The organism is Stenotrophomonas sp. 86156_Sma, assembly GCF_056481625.1.
Map to the genome: position 1 here is coordinate 2,189,113 of NZ_CM151157.1, position 20,005 is coordinate 2,209,117.

The 20,005-nt window shown below is 66.8% G+C and carries 18 protein-coding genes; 10 read left to right on the forward strand and 8 right to left on the reverse strand.

The window, feature by feature from the left end:
• Nucleotides 1-3 precede the first annotated feature (3 nt).
• Genes ACZK33_RS10330 through ACZK33_RS10350 form a run of 5 tightly spaced genes read left to right on the forward strand, consistent with a single transcriptional unit; the run spans nt 4 to nt 5,853 of the window.
• Nucleotides 4-1,347, forward strand: a complete 1,344-nt coding sequence (locus ACZK33_RS10330; protein WP_423174704.1) for an LLM class flavin-dependent oxidoreductase — start codon at nt 4-6, stop codon at nt 1,345-1,347.
• A 4-nt stretch (nt 1,348-1,351) separates the two neighbouring features.
• Entirely contained in the window at nt 1,352-2,572 is a 1,221-nt protein-coding gene (locus tag ACZK33_RS10335) for a M20 aminoacylase family protein (protein WP_423174705.1), read from the forward strand.
• Entirely contained in the window at nt 2,569-3,120 is a 552-nt protein-coding gene (locus tag ACZK33_RS10340; RefSeq protein ID WP_049399083.1) for a GNAT family N-acetyltransferase, read from the forward strand. Before ACZK33_RS10335 ends, ACZK33_RS10340 begins: the two co-directional genes overlap by 4 nt.
• Entirely contained in the window at nt 3,117-4,862 is a 1,746-nt protein-coding gene (locus ACZK33_RS10345) for an amino acid ABC transporter permease/ATP-binding protein (protein WP_149909128.1), read from the forward strand. Before ACZK33_RS10340 ends, ACZK33_RS10345 begins: the two co-directional genes overlap by 4 nt.
• Before the next feature lie 16 nt (nt 4,863-4,878).
• A complete protein-coding gene (locus tag ACZK33_RS10350; RefSeq protein WP_049399084.1) occupies nt 4,879-5,853 on the forward strand; it encodes an ABC transporter substrate-binding protein in 975 nt (324 codons plus the stop codon).
• Between the two features lie 94 nt (nt 5,854-5,947).
• Here ACZK33_RS10350 and ACZK33_RS10355 read toward each other — a convergent pair whose 3' ends face one another.
• Entirely contained in the window at nt 5,948-9,064 is a 3,117-nt protein-coding gene (locus ACZK33_RS10355; protein ID WP_423174706.1) for a discoidin domain-containing protein, read from the reverse strand.
• A 198-nt stretch (nt 9,065-9,262) separates the two neighbouring features.
• On the opposite strand from ACZK33_RS10355, the gene ACZK33_RS10360 reads away from it, so the two are divergent.
• Nucleotides 9,263-9,559 carry a hypothetical protein gene (locus ACZK33_RS10360; RefSeq protein ID WP_049398559.1) on the forward strand — a complete coding sequence of 99 codons (297 nt, stop codon included), beginning with the start codon at nt 9,263-9,265 and terminating at the stop codon, nt 9,557-9,559.
• Nucleotides 9,560-9,639: 80 nt separating this feature from the next.
• Here the strand turns inward: ACZK33_RS10360 and ACZK33_RS10365 are convergent, their stop codons facing one another.
• Complete coding sequence (locus ACZK33_RS10365; RefSeq protein WP_049398558.1) at nt 9,640-10,716, reverse strand: MBL fold metallo-hydrolase; 1,077 nt, start codon at nt 10,714-10,716, stop codon at nt 9,640-9,642.
• Nucleotides 10,717-10,820: 104 nt separating this feature from the next.
• Here ACZK33_RS10365 and ACZK33_RS10370 point away from each other — a divergent pair, with 104 nt between their 5' ends.
• Nucleotides 10,821-11,432, forward strand: coding sequence for a TetR/AcrR family transcriptional regulator (locus ACZK33_RS10370; protein WP_049398557.1), 612 nt, complete (start codon nt 10,821-10,823; stop codon nt 11,430-11,432).
• On the opposite strand, the gene ACZK33_RS10375 is transcribed toward ACZK33_RS10370, so the two are convergent.
• Together ACZK33_RS10375 and ACZK33_RS10380 are read right to left on the reverse strand one after the other, a co-directional pair.
• The gene (locus ACZK33_RS10375; RefSeq protein WP_107431734.1) at nt 11,429-13,375 is read right to left on the reverse strand and encodes an EAL domain-containing protein; all 1,947 of its coding nucleotides are present in this window, start codon (nt 13,373-13,375) and stop codon (nt 11,429-11,431) included. The genes ACZK33_RS10370 and ACZK33_RS10375 overlap by 4 nt on opposite strands.
• A gap of 63 nt (nt 13,376-13,438) precedes the next feature.
• A complete protein-coding gene (locus ACZK33_RS10380) occupies nt 13,439-14,365 on the reverse strand; it encodes a LysR substrate-binding domain-containing protein (protein WP_423174707.1) in 927 nt (308 codons plus the stop codon).
• Nucleotides 14,366-14,461: 96 nt separating this feature from the next.
• Between ACZK33_RS10380 and ACZK33_RS10385 the strand changes: the two genes are divergently transcribed.
• Entirely contained in the window at nt 14,462-15,973 is a 1,512-nt protein-coding gene (locus ACZK33_RS10385; protein ID WP_423174708.1) for an MFS transporter, read from the forward strand.
• On the opposite strand, the gene ACZK33_RS10390 is transcribed toward ACZK33_RS10385, so the two are convergent.
• From ACZK33_RS10390 to ACZK33_RS10400, 3 genes are read right to left on the reverse strand one after another with little or no spacing between them, the layout of a single operon-like run.
• The gene (locus ACZK33_RS10390) at nt 15,967-16,683 is read right to left on the reverse strand and encodes an SDR family NAD(P)-dependent oxidoreductase (protein WP_049398553.1); all 717 of its coding nucleotides are present in this window, start codon (nt 16,681-16,683) and stop codon (nt 15,967-15,969) included. The two genes, ACZK33_RS10385 and ACZK33_RS10390, sit on opposite strands and share 7 nt — an antisense overlap.
• A gap of 28 nt (nt 16,684-16,711) precedes the next feature.
• Nucleotides 16,712-17,440, reverse strand: coding sequence for a GNAT family N-acetyltransferase (locus ACZK33_RS10395; protein ID WP_423174709.1), 729 nt, complete (start codon nt 17,438-17,440; stop codon nt 16,712-16,714).
• A gap of 14 nt (nt 17,441-17,454) precedes the next feature.
• Nucleotides 17,455-18,120 carry an ArsR/SmtB family transcription factor gene (locus ACZK33_RS10400; RefSeq protein ID WP_423174710.1) on the reverse strand — a complete coding sequence of 222 codons (666 nt, stop codon included), beginning with the start codon at nt 18,118-18,120 and terminating at the stop codon, nt 17,455-17,457.
• Nucleotides 18,121-18,175: 55 nt separating this feature from the next.
• On the opposite strand from ACZK33_RS10400, the gene ACZK33_RS10405 reads away from it, so the two are divergent.
• Both ACZK33_RS10405 and ACZK33_RS10410 read left to right on the forward strand, forming a co-directional pair.
• Nucleotides 18,176-18,679: a DUF2938 domain-containing protein gene (locus ACZK33_RS10405; protein ID WP_423174711.1), complete on the forward strand. Its 504-nt coding sequence runs from the start codon at nt 18,176-18,178 to the stop codon at nt 18,677-18,679.
• Between the two features lie 41 nt (nt 18,680-18,720).
• Entirely contained in the window at nt 18,721-19,524 is an 804-nt protein-coding gene (locus ACZK33_RS10410) for an APH(3')-II family aminoglycoside O-phosphotransferase (protein WP_423174712.1), read from the forward strand.
• Here the strand turns inward: ACZK33_RS10410 and ACZK33_RS10415 are convergent.
• Nucleotides 19,497-19,922, reverse strand: coding sequence for a DoxX family protein (locus ACZK33_RS10415; RefSeq protein WP_423174713.1), 426 nt, complete (start codon nt 19,920-19,922; stop codon nt 19,497-19,499). The genes ACZK33_RS10410 and ACZK33_RS10415 overlap by 28 nt on opposite strands.
• Nucleotides 19,923-20,005 lie beyond the last annotated feature (83 nt).

The window sequence follows — 20,005 nt, forward strand, 5'->3', positions numbered from 1 at the left end:
CCCATGAGCACGACCCCGCGCCACATTCCGTTCGGCATCATGCTGCAGGGCCCTGGCAGCCACATGCATGCCTGGAAGCACCCGTCCAACCCGACCGATGCCAGCGTCAACCTGCAGTTCTACATCGACATTGCGCGCACCGCCGAGGACAACGGCATCGCCTTTGGGTTCGTGGCCGACGGCCTGTACATCAACGAGAAGTCGATCCCGCACTTCCTCAACCGCTTCGAGCCGATCTCGCTGCTGTCGGCGCTGGCCACGGCGACGAAGAAGATCGGCCTGGCCGGCACGCTGTCGACCTCCTACAGCGACCCGTTCACCGTGGCCCGGCAGTTCGCCTCGCTGGACCTGCTCAGCGGCGGCCGTGCCGGCTGGAACGTGGTGACCTCGCCGTTGGAAGGTTCAGGCCGCAACTATGGCCGGCCGCACCCGGAGCATGCGCTGCGCTACCAGATCGCTGACGAATATCTGGAGGTGGTGCAGGGGCTGTGGGATTCGTGGGATGACGATGCCTTCGTGCGCGAGCGCGACAGCGGCACGTTTTTCGCGCCGGAGAAGTTCCGCCGGCTCGACCACAAGGGCCGCTTCTTCCAGGTGGAAGGGCCGCTCAACATCCAGCGTTCGCCACAAGGACAGCCAGTGATCTTCCAGGCGGGTTCGTCTGATGACGGCATTGCGTTGGCCGGCAAGTACGCCGATGCGGTGTTCACCCATTCGCCGTCGCTGGAAGAGACCCGCGCGTTCACCCAGAAGGTGAAGAACTCGGCGATCGCGCACGGCCGCAGCGGCAATGACGTGAAGATCTTCCCGGGTATCGGCCCCATCGTCGGCCGCACTGCCGAGGAGGCTGAAGCCAAGTACCAGGCGATCGCTGCACTGGCCACGCTGGAGGATGCGCTGGCCTATCTCGGCCGCTTCTTCGATCACCATGATTTCAGCCAGTACGACCCGGACGCACCCTTCCCGGAGCTTGGCGGAATCGGCAGCAACTCGTTCCGTTCCACCACCGACCGCATCAAGCAGGATGCACGTGAGAAGGGCCTGAGCCTGCGCCAGGTGGCGTTGGAAGCGGTGAGCCCGCGACCGAATTTCATCGGTACGCCGGAACATGTGGCCGACGAGCTGATCCGTTGGTTCGACGCCGGTGCCAGCGACGGCTTCATCCTTGGTTTCGCGGCACAGCGCGAAGGGCTGGACGATTTCGTGACCCAGGTGCTGCCGATCCTGCAGGCACGCGGCTACCACCAGCGTGAACTGGAAGGGCAGACCCTGCGCGCGCATCTGGGCCTGCCGTACAAGACCAGCCGTCATTCGATCGACGCCGAGCCGGCGCGGAAGGCAGGGTAAGGCGATGAGCGGAGAAAGCGCGGCAGCACCGGGCCATGCCCAGCGGAATTCCCCAACGACTGGCGTGCTGCCGGAAATCGCGGCACGCGCCGAGGCGGCCATCGCGATCCGCCATGACCTGCACCGGTACCCGGAGCTGGCCTTCGAGGAACACCGCACCAGCGCACGCGTGGCCGAGCTGCTGCAGCAGTGGGGCTATGAGGTCACCACCGGTCTCGGTGGCACCGGCGTGGTCGGCACGCTACAGCGCGGGCAGGGCAGCCGACGCCTCGGCCTGCGTGCCGACATCGATGCACTGCCGATCCATGAGGATTCCGGCCTGGCCTACGCCAGCCAGAACGAGGGGCTGATGCATGCCTGCGGCCACGATGGGCATACCGCCATCCTGCTGTCCGCGGCGCACTACCTGGCCCATCACGGCCGCATCGACGGCACCCTGCAGCTGGTGTTCCAGCCGGCCGAGGAAACCGGTTCGGGGGCCTCGAAGATGATTGCCGACGGCCTGTTCGAACGCTTCCCGGTGGATGCGATCTATGGGCTGCACAACTGGCCGGGCGTGCCGGTGGGGCACTTCGGCTTCGTCGATGGTCCGGCGATGGCGTCGGTGGACTGGGCGCGGCTGAAGGTGATCGGCAAGGGCGGTCATGGCGCCGAGCCTCAGGGCAGTGTCGACCCGATCCTGGCGGCAGCGCATATCGTCACGGCGCTGCAAAGCGTTGTCTCGCGCAATGTGGATCCACGGCAGATGGGCGTGGTCACCGTCGGTTCGATCCACGGCGGGCAGGCCGCCAATGTGATCCCGGACGTCGTCGAGCTGAAGCTGACCGTGCGCGCCTACCTGCCGGAAGTGCGCGACACGCTGCGGCGAAGGGTTACCGAGATTGCCGAGCAGACCGCCGCCGCGTTCGGCGCGCGCGCGGAGATCGAGTTCCCGCGTGGCTTCCCGAGCGTGATCAACCACCCTGTGCAGACCGCCTACATCCGTGAGGTGGCCGTGCAGGGCTTCGGCAGCGAACACGTGGTGCCCGAATTCGCGCCACGCACGGCCAGCGAGGATTTCGCCTTCCTGCTGCAGGCGCGGCCCGGCAGCTTCGTGTTCGTCGGCAACGGCGACAGCGCACCGCTGCACAGCCCGCGCTATGTATTCAACGACGCCGCCATCGCGCCCGCTGCCAGCCTGTGGGCGCGGCTGGCTGAAGACTATCTGGTGAAGGACGTGGCATGAGCAGCAACGAACGCTTCCTCTACACCTCGGTGGATGATCCACTGGCGCGGCCGCTGTTCGATGGCCTGGAGCAGGAGTACGACAGCCGCTACGCCGACGTGCGTCGACGCATCGGCGGCAGCGCCCGCGAGGAACTGCAGCGCTACCCGGCACAGGCGTTCGCGGCACCGGTTGGTGCGTTCGTGCTGCTGCTGCGCGATGGTGTGGCGATCTCCGGCGGTGCCTTCATGCCGCACCGCGATCCGGACACCGCCGAGTTCAAGCGCATCTGGACGCTGCCCGGCCTGCGCCGCCAGGGCATCGCGCGGCGTGTACTGCAGGAACTGGAGGACCAGGCGGCGCGCCAGGGTTACCGACGGGTGTTCCTGACCACCGGCTTCCGCCAGCCTGAAGCCGTCGGCCTGTACCTCAGCCACGGCTACACCGCGTTGTTCGATCTGGAGGCCGATCCGGAATCCATCGCCCACTTGCCGTTCGAGAAGCACCTGGGCGTATCGGCACCCGCCGTTGTGCCATCACAGACCGTGCTGCACGGAGCCCACGCATGAGCACGCCTTCGACCGCGCTGGATGGCATTGCCACACGCCCGGCGCCAACCCCGGCGTTGAAGATCGTGCCGGCCCGGCATCCACTACAGGTGGTCGGAACCCTTCTGGCGTTGGCGCTGATCCTGATCGGGCTGCAATCAGTGTTGGGCAATCCGCGTTGGGGCTGGGGCACCTTTGCGGAGTGGTTCTTCGCACGTCCGGTGCTGGAAGGCCTGGGCCGTACGCTGCTGCTGACCGCACTCGGTACCGGCCTCGGTTTCGCGCTGGGCACCCTGCTGGCGCTGGCCCGCGTGTCCGGCTCGCCGCTGCTGTCGGCGGTGTCGTGGGGCTATGTGTGGCTGTTCCGTTCGATCCCGCTGCTGGTCCTGTTGCTGCTGCTGAACAACCTGGGCTACCTGTACAGCACCATCGAGCTGGGCGTGCCGTTTACCGGCATCAGCCTGTTCTCGTACCCGACCACGCAGCTGATCGGTGTGTTCACCGCCGCAGTGCTGGGTCTCACCTTGAACCAGGCCGCGTTCTCGGCCGAGGTGATCCGTGGCGGCATTCTGTCGGTCGACCACGGCCAGTACGAGGCTGCGGCCGCGCTTGGCCTGCCGCGTGGTCGCCAGGTGCGCCGCATCATCCTGCCGCAGGCGATGCGTTCGATCCTGCCGGCCGCGTTCAACGATGTGATCGGCCTGGCAAAGAGCACCTCGGTGGTCTACGTGCTGGCGCTGCCGGAGCTGTTCTACACCGTGCAGGTGATCTACCGGCGCAACCTGGAAGTGGTGCCGCTGCTGATGGTGGCCACGGTCTGGTACCTGGTGATCCTGACCGTGCTGTCGCTGCTGCAGCGGCGCGTGGAGCAGCGCTTTGCGCGCGGCCAACTGCAGCGCGAGCGTTCGGTATCGCGTGTCTCGTCACCGAGGCGCGCCACAGGTGAGGCTGCACCGCGCGTGGTCAATCGCCCGCGCATCGCCGCGCAGGTTGAAGCGGGCGAGGGGGCATCGGTGTCGCTGCATGGCGTAGGCAAGGTGTTCGGCGACCAGCCGGTGCTGGAAGACGTGAACCTGGACCTGCGCGCTGGCAGCGTGACGGTGCTGATCGGCCCGTCCGGCGCTGGCAAGTCCACGTTGCTGCGGCTGATCAACCACCTGGAACGTGCCGACAGCGGTTACGTGACCGTCGGCGGGCAGCTGATCGGCTACCGCCGCGATGGCGACACCCTGTACGAGCTGCCCGAACGCGAGATCCGCCGCCGTCGTGCGGAAGTGGGCATGGTGTTCCAGGGCTTCAACCTGTTCCCGCACCTGACCGCACTGGAGAACATCATCGAGGCGCCGATCGCGGTGCGCGGCGTGCCGCGTGCGCAGGCCGAGCAGCAGGCGCGCACGCTGCTGGAACGGGTCGGCCTGGCCGACAAGGCCGATGCCTTCCCGCGCCAGCTGTCCGGCGGCCAGCAGCAGCGCATCGCGATTGCTCGTGCGCTGGCCCTGCAACCGAAGGTGCTGCTGTTCGACGAACCGACCTCGGCACTGGACCCGGAGCTGGTGGCCGAAGTGCTCAGCGTGATCGAGGAGCTGGCAAGCTCCGGCACCACGCTGGTGATTGTCACCCACGAACTGAGCTTCGCCCGCCGCGTGGCTGACCACGTGGTGATGATGGACCAGGGCCGGGTGATCGAGCAGGGCACGCCCGAGGCGCTGTTCGAGCGCCCGCGCCAGCAACGCACCGCCGATTTCCTGGCCAAGACCCTGTAACCCCGGAAGGAAGACCATGAGCCCTGCAGCACCGCGTCGCCCCTCACGCAGCACCCTGTTGATCGTGGGCGTGCTGGTCATCGGCATCGCCGGCATCGTCTATTCGCGCGTGCGTCAGGCACCGGATGCCGGCACCGTGGCCGCAACCAGCCTGGCGGGTGCGAACACCGCCATCCTGAAGGGCACGCTCGATCCGAAGGCGCAGGCGTTGATTCCGGCCGACTATCGCTTTGTCACGCCTGGTACGTTCACCGTGGCCACCCATCCGGGGCAGCTGCCGCTGGCCGACTATGGTACCGACAGCAAGGACGTGGTCGGCATCGAGCCGGACATCGCGCGGCTGATTGCCGATGGGCTGGGCCTGAAGCTGGTGATCGTGCCGGTGGCGTGGGCCGACTGGCCGCTGGGTCTGGAATCAGGCAAGTACGATGCGGTGCTGTCGAACGTGACGGTGACCGAAGAGCGCAAGAAGAAGTTCGATTTCTCCAGCTACCGTTACGATCTGCTGGGAATTTACACGCGCACTGATGGGCCGATCCAGAAGATCGAAAAGCCGGCCGACGTTGCCGGGCTGAAGGTGGTGGTCGGTGCCAGCACCAACCAGGACCAGATCCTGCGCCAGTGGGACCAGCAGAACATCGCCGCTGGCTTGAAGCCGGTGGAGTACCAGTACTTCGATGACGCCGTGGTTGGGCGGCTGGCAGTGATCACCGGGCGCGCCGATGTCTCGTTCGAGCCCAACGCCACCGGCGCCTATTCGGCGCGCGATGGCAAGGTGCGGCGTGTGGGCCTGTTCCCGGGGGGCTGGCCGAACGCCGCGGCGATCTCGGTGACCACGCGCAAGGGCAGCGGCCTGGCTGATGCGGTGACGCAGGCGCTGAACACCCAGATCGGCAGTGGCACCTATGCGCAGGCGCTGAAGCGATGGAATGTGGCCGAGGAGGCCGTGCCGCAGTCGCAGACCAACCCGCCGGGATTGCCGACGTTGTAGATGACGCCGGGCATGGCCCGGCGCGCCCCTGTAGAGTCGAGCTTGCTCGACTGGCGCATGGTGATCGGCGAAATGCAGTCGAGCAAGCTCGACTCTACCAACGCGCCTCCAGCGTCTTGAACGGCTTCGCCACGCGCACACCTTCCGCATCGAACGCGGTAACCTCGCGTCCATCCACACGCACCGTCTTCGGCATCGTGCGCGCCGGCCACCAGACCTTCACCGCCGTCCCGCTGCGCAAGCCCTTGCCCAGCGTGACCGTCAGCAGCCCGTCGCGCTGCCGCGCCTGCATCTGCAGCGTGCCATACGCGGTTGGCAGGCGTTCCACCGCCAACCCATCCCCGGCCACCCAAGACGGCGGCGTGCCCGGCAGCAATGACAACGCGTCATCGTCCTCGCGCATCAACATGCCGAACAGCGTGCGGCCGTATTCGGCACCGATCCAGGTATGCGGCATGTCGCCGAGGTAGCGCGGGAAGCGCAACCGCGAATGCACCACTTCGGCCAGCACCTGCCACTCAAGCGGGCGCCGATCATGCAGCAGCCCCTGCAGCAGCTCGTCGGCCGCCTGCGGCTGGCCCAGGTGCACATAGCTCAGCACGTTGCGGATCTCGTACGGCGTGTAGGCGTACAGCGCACCGGGCTGGCTGCGCTTGCGTACGTCGTCCAGGTAGCGGGCAAAGGTGGTGCGCAGCGCCTCGGCAGGCAACACGCTCTGCGCACCGGTGGGGTCCAATGCAATCGAAACGCCGGTGGGATCACCATCGCCCAGATCCGCCGAGGACGGAATGAAGTCGATGCCCTTCCACGCCATCGTCGCCCGGATCGAGGCATGCAGTGCGTCGTACAGCAGCTTGTACTGTTCGCGCGCCCAACGGGCGGTTTCATGGTCGCCAAGTGCCTCTGCCAGCCACGCGCCGTCGTGCCAGCCCTTCAGTCCCCAGTAGTCATCCCAATAGCTGTGGGTGGGCGAAGGGTAGCCCTCGTGGCTGATCGACGGCGCAAGAATGCCCGCGAAGCGCTCCGGCGCTGGCTGGTCAGCCATGTAACCCGCTACCAGCGTGCGCTCGCGCAGCTGCTGCAGGAAGCGCAGCGCCGCCTTCACTTTCGGCAGGTACGCGCGCACCGACTCCGCACCGCCATCGAGGCGGGCGACATCGGCGACCAGTGCCACATACTGGCCCTGGCTGTCGTACTCGATATCCGATCCGAAGCCGGTGTTGACACTGCCATCGTCGTTGAGGATCGGCGAGACCAGTCCGCTGCCGTACACGCCGTGCTGGCTGTACCACGCCAGGTAGTCGCGCGCGACCTTGGCTTCGCCCATGCGCAGGAGCACCGCCGAGGTGGCCATGCCATCGCGGATGAAGGAGCGGTTGTAGTTGCGCGGGCCGGGCTGCATGGCCGGGCCGGTCTGGTTGATCAGCATGTAGGCAGCCTGCGCGCGCAGCATGTCGACCAGCGAGGGATCGGGCAGGCGCAGGCCGACCTGGCCCAGGCGTGCCTGCCAATCGGCGGACGCCTGCGTGGCCAGCGTCTCGAACGCTGCATTGGCATCACGGGGCAGCGTTGCCAGGTCAAGCGCAGGCGCTTCGGGCAGCACGCCATTGGCATCGGCAGCGGCGGTGCCGAGTGGGAACGCCACGACCACCGCATCGCTGGCACCGGGCGCGAGGCGGATCCGGTAGCTCAATGCGGCTGCGGCCAGTCCTTGCTCGTCACGTGCCTGCTGCGAGGAAGGCAGTTCGCCGGCAGCGATGTCCGCGGTGATCTCCGTTGTGCAGTCCTTCCCGAACGGCGCCACGCCGGACGCAGCCACCGGCGTGAGCGACTGCAGCAGCGTGCGGCCGTTCACGCGCACCGTGTTGGCTTCGACGGCGACCTCGCGGATCGGCGACAGCCCACCGTTCTGCCATGGCGGGTTCATCTGCATCGGTCGTACCGCCAGGGTCAGCGTGCCGTCGATCGCGGTGGTGCCGGTGTTGCGCAAGCGGTGGCGGACCAGGGTGACCGGTTGCCCGTCGCGTTCGATGGCGAAGGCCTCGCTGCGTAGTTCCAGTCCCGGCTGCGGTGCCCACGTGGCAGACGGCATTGGCTTCCAGCCGTCGCGCAGCGCGTGCTGCACCTTCTGCCCGGCGGCCCCGGCTGCGCTGCCGTCGGCATTGCGCCAGATCGGCTGCACCAGTGGTGCGCCCTTGAAGGCCTCGACGTTGCCGTACTCGTCGAAGATCGACTTCTGCCGGCCCGCGTGCACGCCGACCGCAGTCCAGTAGGTCTGCTGCATCTGCAGCGAGGCGGGGAACAACGCGCGCTGTGCGCCGCTGGCGGCGATCTGGTAACGCTTCATCGGCGTCATCACCGCCTTCGGGCCGAGCAGGCGGATGCGTGCCACCTGGGGGGCATCGCCGTCGACGTTCAGCCGCAGTGCCTGCAGGTCCAGCGGCGCGCTGGCCGCGAGCCAGCTCTGCTGCCGGGTTGCCGCCTGTGCATCCGTGGCCAGTTCGTGCCAGCGGCCCTGGGCATCGCGTGCCTGCAGGCGCGCAGCGCCGTGCTCATTGGCCCAGTCCACCGCCAGCCCGGTGCTGGACTGCGCGCGCGGCAGAACGATGTCGAGTGTGTGGGTACCGCCCTTGCCGGCGGGAATCGCCACCGCACTGCCGCCCTGCCAGAGTGCCGCGGACTGCGTGGCATCGAGTCCGGCCACGCGCGCACTGAGCGTGCTGTCCAGCGGCTCCATCTCGAAAATCGACACGCCCCAGTCGGACGTGCGCTGCGGGCTGGCCAACCGCAGGTAGCGCGCCTGGCGTGGCGCGAAGTACAGCGTTTCCACGTCGCCCAGCGAATCGGCCATGGTGTACGCGGTCTGCCACTGTGTGCCGTCCAGCGAGGTCTGCAGCGAATAGCCTTCCGGGTTGGAGACATCCCAGGTGAGGCGTGCGCCGGCCAGCATTGTTGGCGCGCCGAGGTCGATCTGGAACCAGTGGCCCGGACTGAAGGCACCGCCGGTGACGGTCTTGGGGTCGCCGTCGATCAGATGGCTGATCGCCATCGCCGGAACCTGCTGCGAGGAGGCGCTGGCCTGCCATTGGCTGCGTGGTGGCAATGTCTGTGCCTGCGCGGAGGATGCCAGGACGGCGAGCATCAGAGTGGCGGCAGGTCGCCATGGGGCAGGTGGGCGGGAGACCTTGGAGCGTTCGGCGCGCAACGTCATTACGGACAGCCTCGCAGGTTCGACCGGAATCGGGCGAGCGCTACGCTAGCAAGGGATGTAATCGGTTACATGACGCACTGCAGCGCCGCCGGGCGCTGGCGCTGCCATCGCGGGAGCGCTGACGGATGTGGCTCTGGACGGCTGCCGGCTTGCCCCTATCCTGACTGGCAGCGACCACCGATCTGAAATGGATTGATGATGGAATTCAGTTTCACGCTGATGTACCGAGTGCCTGATACCGGAAAAGATCTCAGTGCATTTGAGCGAGGTCTTGCAGAGGTGGGGTGCGACGATGCGCTGCTGGGCAGTGGTTCGCCGGGCGTGTTGGCGTTGCGATTCCAGCGAGAAGGCACAGCCGCAGACGATGTCGCGCGTGCCGCATGCGTGCAGGTTCAGAGTGCGCTACCGGAAGCCGAATTGATAACCGTGCATGTCGATGTCAGCAATGCTGCCGGCGTCTCCAATTTCGGTGCCTCCAAAGCTGAGCTTGTTTGACGTCCACGGCGCATTTCTCGGAAGCAGCCGAGCATGGCTCGGCTCTACATGGTTTCCGGCAGGTCAAGCGGCATCCCCCATTACAGCTCCACCGTCTCCCACCAGCGCGTACCCGCCTGCGGCGCCTGCATGTCCAGTGCTTCGCCCATCATCGGCGTGGCCACCGGCACGTTCTTTGCGCCAGCCAATGCAGTGATGCGCTCAAACGGCTGTTGCCATGCGTGCAGCGCCAGATCGAAGGTGCCGTTGTGGATCGGCAGCAGCCACTTGCCGCGCAGGTCCAGGTGCGCCTGCAGGGTCTGCTCGGGCTGCATGTGCACGAAGGCCCAGCGCGGGTCGTAGGCACCGGTTTCGATCATGGTCAGGTCGAACGGGCCGTACTTCTCACCGATGGCCTTGAAGCCGTCGAAGTAGCCGGTGTCGCCGCTGAAGAAGATGCGGAAGTCATCGTCCTGGATCACCCATGACGCCCACAGGCTGCGATCGCTGTCGCCCAGACCGCGGCCGGAGAAATGCTGGCCCGGGGTGGCGGTCAGGCGCAGGCCGCTGGCTTCGGTCGATTGCCACCAGTCCAGCTGTTCGACCTTGCTGGCGTCCACGCCCCACGCAATCAACTGGTCGCCCACGCCCAGCGGTGCGATGAAGCGCGCGGTCTTGCCGGCCAGCTGCATCACTGCGGCATGGTCCAGGTGGTCGTAATGGTTGTGCGAGAGGATCACGCCGGCGATCGGCGGCAGTTCGTCGATGCTGATCGGCGGTGCGTGGAAGCGCGCCGGGCCCAGCCACTGTACCGGCGAAGCGCGCTCGGAGAACACCGGATCGGTCAGCCAGTATTGGCCACGCAGCTTCAGCAGGATCGTGGAATGCCCGAGCCGGAACAGGCTGCGATCAGGCGCGGCGTCCAGGGTGGCGCGGTCCAGCGGCAGCACCGGAATGGGGTGGGCGGGCACGGTGCCCTTGGGCTTGTTGAACAGGAACGTCCACCAGATCTCCGCGCCATCGCGCAGGCCCATCGCCGGACGCGGCAGGGCATTGCGGAACTTGCCGTCGCGGTACTGCGGCGAATCGGGGAAGTCGGGGAGGGACCAGGACTTGCAGAAGGTGTAGGCGGTCACGGCGAGGATTCCAAGCAAAAGGACAAGGAGCAGGCGCTTCATGGGTGACGTCCGCTGGGTACACTGCACAGTGTAGTTTCGTGTTTTTCAAAAGTACACTACCGGGTGTAAAATGGTGGCGTCCGTTCAGTTATCTGGTTCCTGCCATGTCCCGTGCCCCGCAACGCCTGACCGACCGCAAACGCGAAGCCATCGTGCGTGCGGCGGTGGAGGAGTTCCGCGCGTCGGGCTACGAGGCGACCAGCATGGACCGCATCGCCGAGGTGGCCGGGGTCTCCAAGCGCACCGTCTACAACCACTTCCCGAGCAAGGAAGCGTTGTTCTCGATGATCCTGGAGGAGCTGTGGGAGCGCAGCGTGGCCAGCGACGCACTGCCGTACCGCGCCGACCAGCCGCTGCAGGCGCAGCTGATGCAGCTGCTGGGGCAGAAGCTGGAGCTGCTCAGTGATGCCAACTTCATCGACCTGGCGCGAGTGGCGATGGCCGAGATCATCCACTCACCGGAACGGGCGCAGGCCATCGTCTGCCGCATGGGCGAGAAGGAAAGCGGTGAGAGTGCGTGGATCCGCGCGGCAATCGCCGATGGCCGGCTGCGCCAGGTCGATCCGGAGTTCGCCGGCCACCAGCTGCACGGGCTGGTGAAGAGCTTTGCATTCTGGCCGCAGGTGACGATGGGGCAGGCGCCGTTGAACGAACAGGAGCGCGCACGCGTGGCCGAATCGGCGGTGGCGATGTTCCTGGGTTACTACGCGGTCTAGCTGGCGGCGAAGCGGCGGAACTCGTCGGCCGGCAGCGCCGCCGAGTACAGATAGCCCTGGCCGACATCCACACCCAGTGCGCGCAGTTGCTGTTCCTGCGCGAGGGTTTCGGTACCCTCGGCCACCACGATCGCACCGCAGCGATGCGCGACTTCGACGATGAAGCGAACGATCGACTGCGACTTGGCGTCGGACAGGGTGGCAATCAACGCCTGCTCGATCTTGACCTCGGCGATGGCCAGCTGCGAGAGCAGGATCAGGGTTGAATAGCCGGCACCGAAATCATCCAGTGACAGCGTGACCTCCGCCGCCAGCAGCTGTGCGATGTTGGCATCGACCACGTCGCGCTCGACGATCTCGGTCCATTCGACGATCTCCAGGCGCAGCATCACGCCGGGCACATCGTGCAGTGCCAGCAATTCCTGCAGGCGCAGGCCGAAGTCGGGCAGGCGCAGTGACTCGGCCGAAACGTTCACGGCGATCTTCAGCTGCGAGCCATCGCGTCGGCACTGCTGCAGGAAATGGATGGCCGACTGCAGCGTGGCCCATTCCAGTTCAGCCAACCGCCCCTGCCGGCGCAGCAGCGAGATCACCCGCATCGGCGCGATCAGCCGGCCCTCGCTGTCGCGCATGCGCAGCAGTGCTTCGGCGCCGACCAGCTGGCGATCCTGAAGGCGATGCTTGGGCTGGTAGCACAGGGGGGCATCTCCCTGCTGCAACCAGCGTTCGAGGGCGACTTCGATCAGGGCGTCGATCTCGCTGTCGCGCTGGATCGGATCGTCGAAGAACACAACGCCGGATTCGATCGCACTCAGCGCCACGGTGATCGCGCGGAACGGAAGATGTCCTTCGTCGGCATCGGAGGGGGGCTTCAGTTCGACCACCGCACAGCGGAACAGCGGCCGGAAGCCGGGCCAATCGCGGCCGACCCGATCGGCCAGGTTGCTGGCCAGCTCGGTGATCTGCGGCTGCGTGCGCAGTTCGAACAAGGTCAGGTCGCGCACCAGGATCGCCAGCGCGGCATCGCCGAACTGGTAGATCTCCAGCTGCCCGGCTGGCAGCGAGGGCAGCAGCCGATGCACCTCGTCGGTGCTGTCGCGCTGCCACAGGCCGTTGTCCTGCAGCGGCCCGTAGCGCAGGCGCAGATCGCGCAGGTTGCCCATCTCGGCCACGATCAGGCAGGCCTTGCCGATGCCGTCGTTGTCGCGCCAGTAATGCTGCAGGCGTTCGCCAAGTGCACGCATGTTGGGCAGGCCACTGATCGGATCGATGCGCAGCCAGGCCTGTTCGCGCTGACGCTGTGCATCGATCTGCGCATCGTTGTAGACCAGCGCGAACACCGCGCCGAGCATCAGCAGCGATAGTGGCAGTGCCAGCAGCCGCTGGATTGCCAACTCCTCCACGGGCAGCTGATTGGCGCCGATGATTGCGACGCCCAGTGCCAGGCCCAACGCAGTGACGGCGATACGCACGCTCCAGGCCTGCAGGATCACGCGCAGCGAGAGCTCATTGAGCATGCGCGGGTGCAGGCGCCTGCGCAGCCAGACGCCGGCCAGCATCTGCAGCGTGGCCTCGAGGCCGGCCGGCAGGAAATACTGGGTGCCGGCAAACTGGTAGCGCGCCAGCAGGCTGGCGGCCAGGCAGGTCAGGCCGCCGCGCCAACCGCCCAGCAGGCCACTGACCAGCAGGATGTCGAAGCCGAGGTGCAGCTTGACCACACCCTGGGTGTAACGGGCCACGAACCAGGAATTGAACAGGTAGATCAGGCCCAGCGCCACGCCGACATACAGGCGACGGCCTTCAATGGCGTGCCCGGCGCGGCGGGTGGCGATCAGCAGCACGCCGATCATGCCGATCACCGCCGTGGCCTGCAGCAGGTACAGCGGCAGGCTGGGCAGGGCGCTGTCCAGGACCTGGGCCGAGACCCGTGAAAGCGCATCCATAGCAGGTTCCCGCCTGTGACCGACGGCCAGTGACGAGCAGCGTAGTCGCAGCAGGGCGCAGGTTCAATTGCACTGGCTGGGTTCGGGCAGGAGGTGGTCGGCCATGAAATCGACAAACGCGCGTACACGCGGCTGCTGATGGCGATGGCTTGGCCAGAGGGCCCAGAAGGTGCTGCGCTCGGTGCTCCATGGGTCCAGGACGCTGACGAGTTCACCGCGGTCCAGCGCATCACGCGTGGCGAAGTCGGGCAGGCACGCAATGCCATGGCCATCAATGGCCATGTGCAGGATCGTCTCAAGATGATTGGCGGTCATTGCGGCAGTCAGCCGTGGCTCAGTGCCTCCCTCATGCGTGGGCAGCGGCCAACGTTCGATCAGGCCGGTGCCGGGAAAGCGATGGAGAAGGCACGCGTGGCCGCTCAGATCATCCGGGTGCTGTGGCGTGCCGCGCTTGGCGAAGTACGCAGGGGCGCCCACACAGAGCAGGCGGGCACTGCCGAGGTTGCGGCCGTGCAGCCTGGAGTCGGCGGGGTTGCCCGTGCGGACAACGGCGTCGAAGCCCTCCTCGATGACATCGACAAGACGGTCGCTGAAGTGCAGGTCGAGTTCGATGGCGGGAAAGCGGTGCGCAAAGGTCGATAGCACCGGCAGCATCAGTCCGCTGGCGAGTGGAAGACTGACCTTCAGGCGACCGCTGGGCGCGGCCTGGGCGTCGGTCAGCTCGCGCTCCGCTGCGGCGACCTCGGTCATGATGCGACGGCAGCGTTCAAGGAACTGCTCGCCTTCGGCAGTCAGGCTGACGCTGCGGGTATTGCGATTCAGCAGGCGGGCGCCCAGACGCTCTTCCAGCCGGGCAATGGTCTTGCTTGCCGCCGAAGGGGTGATGCCACGCTGTCGTGCTGCGGCCGCGAAGCTGCGTGCCTCGGCGACCAGAACGAAGAGGCTGAGACCGGCAAAGCTGTCCATGACATGGCCATTGATGACGTTCATGTCATTAAAGCACGGACACAACGATGGATTCTTAGGCGATAGCGTCGTCGATAGCATCAATGCGGTGGCGCCTGGCCACGCTGGAGCTTCATCGACATGTCTGTTGCCTCTGCTGAGACGGCCGGATCATCACGCTTTGGAGTGGTGCTGGCGGGCTGCCTGACGGCGCTCACCATTCCCTTGAGCATTGCCAGCCCCGCCGTGGGCATTCCCGCCATCCGGGACGCGCTGGGCGGTTCGCCTGCGGCGTTGTCCTGGATCATCAACGCTTATCTGTTGACCTACGGCTGTACCACGCTGGTGGCCGGTGGGCTGGCCGATCTGCATGGCAGGCGCCGGATCTGGCTTCTGGGCGGCGCGTCGTTTGCGCTGGTCACCGGCCTGATCCCCTTGATGCCCGATGTGGCGTGGATCAATGCACTGCGACTGCTTCAGGGGATGGCGGCGTCGGCTGCGTTTGCCGGTGCGATGGCGTCGCTGGCGCAGGTGTTCGACGGCCAGGCGCGGGCCAGGGTGTTCAGCCTGATCGGCACCACCTTTGGTGCAGGAGCCGCAGGCGGTCCGCTGCTGGCAGGCGGATTGATCGATGCGCTGGGGTGGGAATGGGTGTTCTTCCTGCCTGCGTTGCTGGCCGCCCTGACCGTACCGTTGGTCGCCCTGTCATCCGTCGAATCGAAGAGCACCGGTTCGCCACGCCTGGATTGGCTGGGCGCCGTCACCTTCATGCTGGCGCTGGGGTCACTCACCTACGCCATGATCGTGCTGCCGGAACGCGGCCTGTTGCATCCGCAGACGCTGGTACTGCTGGCGCTCTCGATGGTGTTGCTGGCCGCGTTCATTGCCGTCGAGCGCTCCCATCGAACACCCCTGCTGGATCTCGGCCTGTTCCGCAACCGGCGCTTTGTCGGCGTGCAGATTCTCGCCGCTGCGCCTGCGTTCTCGTACGTCGTCCTTCTGGTGGTGCTGCCGGCGGGGTTCATCGGTGTTGAAGGGCTGCGGCCCACCGAAGCCGGACTGGCGATGGCAGCATTGTCTGCACCCTTGCTGGTTGTTCCCCTGGCTGCCGGTTACCTGCTGCGCTGGATTCCGGCGCGGGCGCTGTGTTGTGCGGGCCTGTTGATCGGCGCGCTTGGGCTGGCATGGCTGGCGCAGGTGTTCCAGCTACCTTCGATGCGCTGGATGCCGATGCTGGTCATCGGGATCGGCATCGGCCTTCCCTGGGGGATCATGGATGGCCTGGCGGTCAGCGTGGTTGGCAAAGAGCAGGCAGGCATGGCCGCGGGCATCTTCAACGCAATGCGACTGGCAGGCGATTCCATTGCCCTCGCGCTTGTCGGCATCATGCTCTCATCCCGCATTGGCGGGAGTATGGCGCTTGAGGCCAGCGTCGTGGCCCGTGCCGCCGTGCACCGGCTGTCCATGGGCGACCTTGGCGGAGCGGTGGAGGCATTGCCCGGCGTTTCGAGAACGGCGCTGGCCCAGGCATACATGGAGGCCGTCCGTGGCCAGCTGTTTGTCCTGGCGATGGCGACCGTGCTGACCGCCATAGTGCTCGGGTACCTGTTGCGCGATGAGGTCGAGCCTGGCCTGCGCAGAGTCGGTCAGTAGCGCGGGTCGGCGATGGCCGGCAGCACCAGTTCGCGCACGAAGCCGGACGGTGACAACTGCAGCAACGCGCGCACCACCGCAACGACGTCGTGCACCGGCACCAGCTCGCCGTCGCCGCGCGCTGCGGCCTCTGCCACCGGCACCGACAGTGCATCGTCGGTGTTGAGGTAGCCCAGCTGCAGGCTGGTCACCGCCAGGCGGCGATCGCGGAAGCCCTCGCGCAGTGCATCGGCGATGCCGTTGAGCGCGAACTTGGATGCGCCGAACGCCACTTCCGGGCGGCCGCTGCGTGGCAGTGCCGAGGTCGAGCCGGTCAGCACCAGCTGCGGGCGTGGCGCGCCCAGCACCCGCGGCAGCAGGCGCTGCAGCAGCACCAGGGTGGCGGTGATGTTGACGTCGACCAGTTGGGTGAGCGCGGCATCGGTTTCGTCGAGGAAGGCGTACTCGTCGCTGAAGGCGGTCTGTTCCCAGATGCCCAGGTTGTGGATCAGCACATCCAGATCGGCAGGTGCCTGTGCTGCGATGTGGTCGGCAGCCACGGTCGGCTGGGACAGATCGGCTTCGATCCACTGCAGGGTGACGCCCTCGGGGCATTCAATATCGCGCGGTCGATTGCGTGAAACGCCGATGACGGTGTCGCCTGCACTGCACAGGCCTTCCACGAACGCCCGACCGAGGCCCCTGCTGGCGCCGATGACCATCAATTTCATGTTGCTTCCTTGTTGTACTGCGGCGGCCTCAGTCGACCGCCAGAACGGTGTCCCAATCGGCGAACGCACGCAGGCCGCTGCGTTCGGCGGTAATGATCGAGGCGGTATTGTCGAGCTGGCAACGGTACTGCGGCTGCAGCCCGGCCGTCTGTGCGGACACGGCCATGGCGCGTACCAGCTGGCGCGCGTGCCCGCGACCGCGGGCTTCGGGAAGGGTCAGCACGCCCATGTCGGCCAGGGCCGGATCCAGGCTCCACGGGTACATGCTTCCCGCGGCAACCAGCCGCTCGCCATCGAAGGCGCCGAACACCTGCCAGTGGTCCAGCTCGACCCAGGCGGCATCCAGATCCTCCTCGCTCGCGCTGGCCTGGAACCCGTCGAACGCGGCTGCGTCGGCCGGGCCAAGACGGCGGATATGTGGCGGTGCAGGGCGCTCGGCCAAGGCCGCAAGTTCTGCGGCGGGGAAGTAGAAGACGCGATCCGCGCCATGCGTGCGCTGGCCGAGCTGCTGCAGGCGCAGTTGCAGCTGCGGGAGCGTCCAGTGCGGCTGCGCGTGCAGTTGCAGGCGAGCGGCCAGGGCCGGGCGCAGCAGTGCGCGCGCGGGGCCCGCGACCGGCTGCAGCAGCATGCCGTCCTCGCCCTCATCGAAATCATCGCTGCACGCCAACTGCAGCAGTGGATCATCCTGCAGCATGCGCTGCCCGGAGAACACGCTGCGCCAGGTCGCATCGATCAACGGGGCAAACACATCATCCATGACCGGTGTCTCGCTCAGTGCCGGGGCAGGTCCACCTGCAGGCCGGCGGCCTTCCATTCGGGGTAACCGGCGGCGAGCCGCTGCGCGGTCAGTCCGGCCTCGCGCAGCATCGCCACCGCATCGTTGGACAGCACGCAGTAGGGACCGCGGCAGTACGCGACAATGTGGACGGCACGCGGCAGTTCGTCCATCCGTGCACGCAGTTCCGTAACGGGAATGTTCAGCGCGCCGGGCAAATGGCCCAGATCGAATTCCTCACGCGGCCGCACATCCAGCAGCACCACGCTGCTGCGTTGTTCCAGTAACTGCTCGACAGTCAGGCCTTCCAGAGCATCGCGGCGCTGCAGGCTGTAGTGGATCACGCCGTGCATCTCGCTGCGCTGGTGGTCGGCATAGTCGCGCAGCGCGGCCAGCAGGTTGCCCAGCGGACCCTCACCACTGCGGTAGAGGATGCGCTTGCCATCGCGTCGGGTCTGAACCAGGCCGGCACGGCGCAGCTGCTGCAGATGCTGGGAGGTATTGGCCACCGACAGCCCGGTCAGTTCGGCCAGGCGCTCCACTGCGCGCTCGCCCTGGGCGATGTGCTCCAGCAGGGCCAGGCGATGGGCATGGCCGAGCGTGCGGGCGATTTCGGCCAAGGCTTCCAGCGGTGAGAGCGGTGGCTCTGTTGCAGCGTTCATGCGGCGCACGCTAGCATCGCTCTATCATTCAAGCAAATAATTGAAGGTGCGCGATATGGCTGGCCTGGCGACATTCGTGATGGATTCGGTGGTAGTCGGCGTGGGAGCGACCGCAGTGATGGACCTGTGGGCGCTGGTGCAGCGGCGGCTGCTCGGCATTCCCTCGCTGGATTTCGCGATGGTGGGCCGCTGGCTGGGGCATCTGCCGCGCGGGCGCTTCCGCCACGATGGCATCGGCCGCTCGGCGGTGGTCAGTGGCGAGCGCGCGCTGGGTTGGACCGCGCATTACGTGATCGGTGTGGTCTTCGCCGCGTTGCTGCTGGCCGTGGTGGGGAACGGTTGGGTGCAGGCGCCGACACTGTGGCCGGCGCTGGCCTTCGGCATCCTCAGCGTCGCCGCACCGTTCCTCATCCTGCAGCCGGGCATGGGCGCGGGCATTGCCGCTTCAAAGACCCCGGCGCCGGGCAAGGCGCGCCTGCGCAGCCTGGTGGCGCACAGTGTGTTCGGCCTGGGCATCTACCTTTCCGCGTTGTTGTTGGCTGCGGTCCATGCAGGATGATCGAGAATCCGTGGGGTCACCGGCAACAGGAACACCTCGGCATGGAAGCACCCGAATCCATCACTGATGACATGCCGCTGCCGTGGGCGTGGCAGGACGCATTGGCCGATGCGCGCATCGAGCGGCAATCGATCGGTGTGTCGCGTGCGGATGTTGCCCGCGTGCATCGGCCGGGCCAGGCCGATGCCTTCCTGAAGTCGGAAGTGCTCGACGCCTTCAGTGAGCTGGGCGATGAGATCGCGCGCCTGCGTTGGCTGCAGGCACAGGGGCAACCGGCGCCAACGGTGATTGCCACTGCCGAAGAGGCGGGCCGGCGCTGGTTGCTGATGAGCGCGCTGCCCGGCCGCGACCTGGCCTCGTCGCCGGAGCTCGCGTCGCAGCAGCTGGTGGAACTGCTGGCCGACGCGCTACGCGGGCTGCATGCGTTGCCGGTGGCAGCCTGTCCGTTCGACCAGCGACTGGCGTCGCGCGTGCAGGTTGCGCAGGCCCGCGTTGAAGCGGGCCTGGTGGATGCCGATGATTTCGATGACGAACGCCTGGGCCAGAGTCCGCAGCAGGTCTTCGCCGAACTGTGCAGCATCCAGCCCGACCATGAAGACCTGGTGGTCAGCCATGGAGACGCCTGCCTGCCGAACCTGATGGCGGTCCAGGGTCGCTTCAGTGGTTTCATCGACTGTGGCCGGCTGGGTGTGGCCGACCGCTACCAGGATCTGGCGCTGGCCGCGCGCAGCCTGGTCCACAACTTCGGCGACACGCGTTGGGTCGCGCCGTTGTTCCAACGCTACGGCGCGGTGGCCGACGAGCGCCGGCTGGCGTTCTACCGGTTGCTCGACGAGTTCTTCTGAGCCCGCGCATGGCTGGCGATGGCCGCGCAGATCAGGCCACCGACCACGCTCAGGTGTTCCAGCGCGAAGAACAGGGCCAGCTGCTGTTCGGCGCCGTGCTTGTTCCAGAAGGTATGCACGATGACGATGGTCAGCAGCATGAACACCGCCAGCGCGCCGCTGCCCAGCCAGAGCAGGCGATCGAGCAGCAGGCACAGTGCGCCGCCCAGCAGCACCACGGCGCTGGCGATGTTGAACAGCACAGGCGGTTGCAATCCGGCGGCCTGCATTTCGGCCACGCTGTGGTCCCACGCCAGCAGCTTGGCCAGGCCCGAGGACAGGAACACCACGGCCAGCAACAGCCGCGCGAGGAACCACAGCACGCGGCTGTCGAGCAGGGTGGTGATCATCCGTGGCATGCAGGAACTCCGGGTTGAGCGTGGGACAGGCCACGCAGCATCGGGCCTCAACCGCAGTTGAGGTCAAGGCTGGCTGAACGGAG

Bases quoted from the DNA above. Each gene is read 5' to 3' on its own strand.
- ACZK33_RS10330 (WP_423174704.1), top strand. From the start codon at position 4: ATGAGCACGACCCCGCGCCACATTCCGTTCGGCATCATGCTGCAGGGC.
- ACZK33_RS10335 (WP_423174705.1), top strand. From the start codon at position 1,352: ATGAGCGGAGAAAGCGCGGCAGCACCGGGCCATGCCCAGCGGAATTCC.
- ACZK33_RS10340 (WP_049399083.1), top strand. From the start codon at position 2,569: ATGAGCAGCAACGAACGCTTCCTCTACACCTCGGTGGATGATCCACTG.
- ACZK33_RS10345 (WP_149909128.1), top strand. From the start codon at position 3,117: ATGAGCACGCCTTCGACCGCGCTGGATGGCATTGCCACACGCCCGGCG.
- ACZK33_RS10350 (WP_049399084.1), top strand. From the start codon at position 4,879: ATGAGCCCTGCAGCACCGCGTCGCCCCTCACGCAGCACCCTGTTGATC.
- ACZK33_RS10355 (WP_423174706.1), bottom strand. From the start codon at position 9,064: ATGACGTTGCGCGCCGAACGCTCCAAGGTCTCCCGCCCACCTGCCCCA.
- ACZK33_RS10360 (WP_049398559.1), top strand. From the start codon at position 9,263: ATGGAATTCAGTTTCACGCTGATGTACCGAGTGCCTGATACCGGAAAA.
- ACZK33_RS10365 (WP_049398558.1), bottom strand. From the start codon at position 10,716: ATGAAGCGCCTGCTCCTTGTCCTTTTGCTTGGAATCCTCGCCGTGACC.
- ACZK33_RS10370 (WP_049398557.1), top strand. From the start codon at position 10,821: ATGTCCCGTGCCCCGCAACGCCTGACCGACCGCAAACGCGAAGCCATC.
- ACZK33_RS10375 (WP_107431734.1), bottom strand. From the start codon at position 13,375: ATGGATGCGCTTTCACGGGTCTCGGCCCAGGTCCTGGACAGCGCCCTG.
- ACZK33_RS10380 (WP_423174707.1), bottom strand. From the start codon at position 14,365: ATGAACGTCATCAATGGCCATGTCATGGACAGCTTTGCCGGTCTCAGC.
- ACZK33_RS10385 (WP_423174708.1), top strand. From the start codon at position 14,462: ATGTCTGTTGCCTCTGCTGAGACGGCCGGATCATCACGCTTTGGAGTG.
- ACZK33_RS10390 (WP_049398553.1), bottom strand. From the start codon at position 16,683: ATGAAATTGATGGTCATCGGCGCCAGCAGGGGCCTCGGTCGGGCGTTC.
- ACZK33_RS10395 (WP_423174709.1), bottom strand. From the start codon at position 17,440: ATGGATGATGTGTTTGCCCCGTTGATCGATGCGACCTGGCGCAGCGTG.
- ACZK33_RS10400 (WP_423174710.1), bottom strand. From the start codon at position 18,120: ATGAACGCTGCAACAGAGCCACCGCTCTCACCGCTGGAAGCCTTGGCC.
- ACZK33_RS10405 (WP_423174711.1), top strand. From the start codon at position 18,176: ATGGCTGGCCTGGCGACATTCGTGATGGATTCGGTGGTAGTCGGCGTG.
- ACZK33_RS10410 (WP_423174712.1), top strand. From the start codon at position 18,721: ATGGAAGCACCCGAATCCATCACTGATGACATGCCGCTGCCGTGGGCG.
- ACZK33_RS10415 (WP_423174713.1), bottom strand. From the start codon at position 19,922: ATGCCACGGATGATCACCACCCTGCTCGACAGCCGCGTGCTGTGGTTC.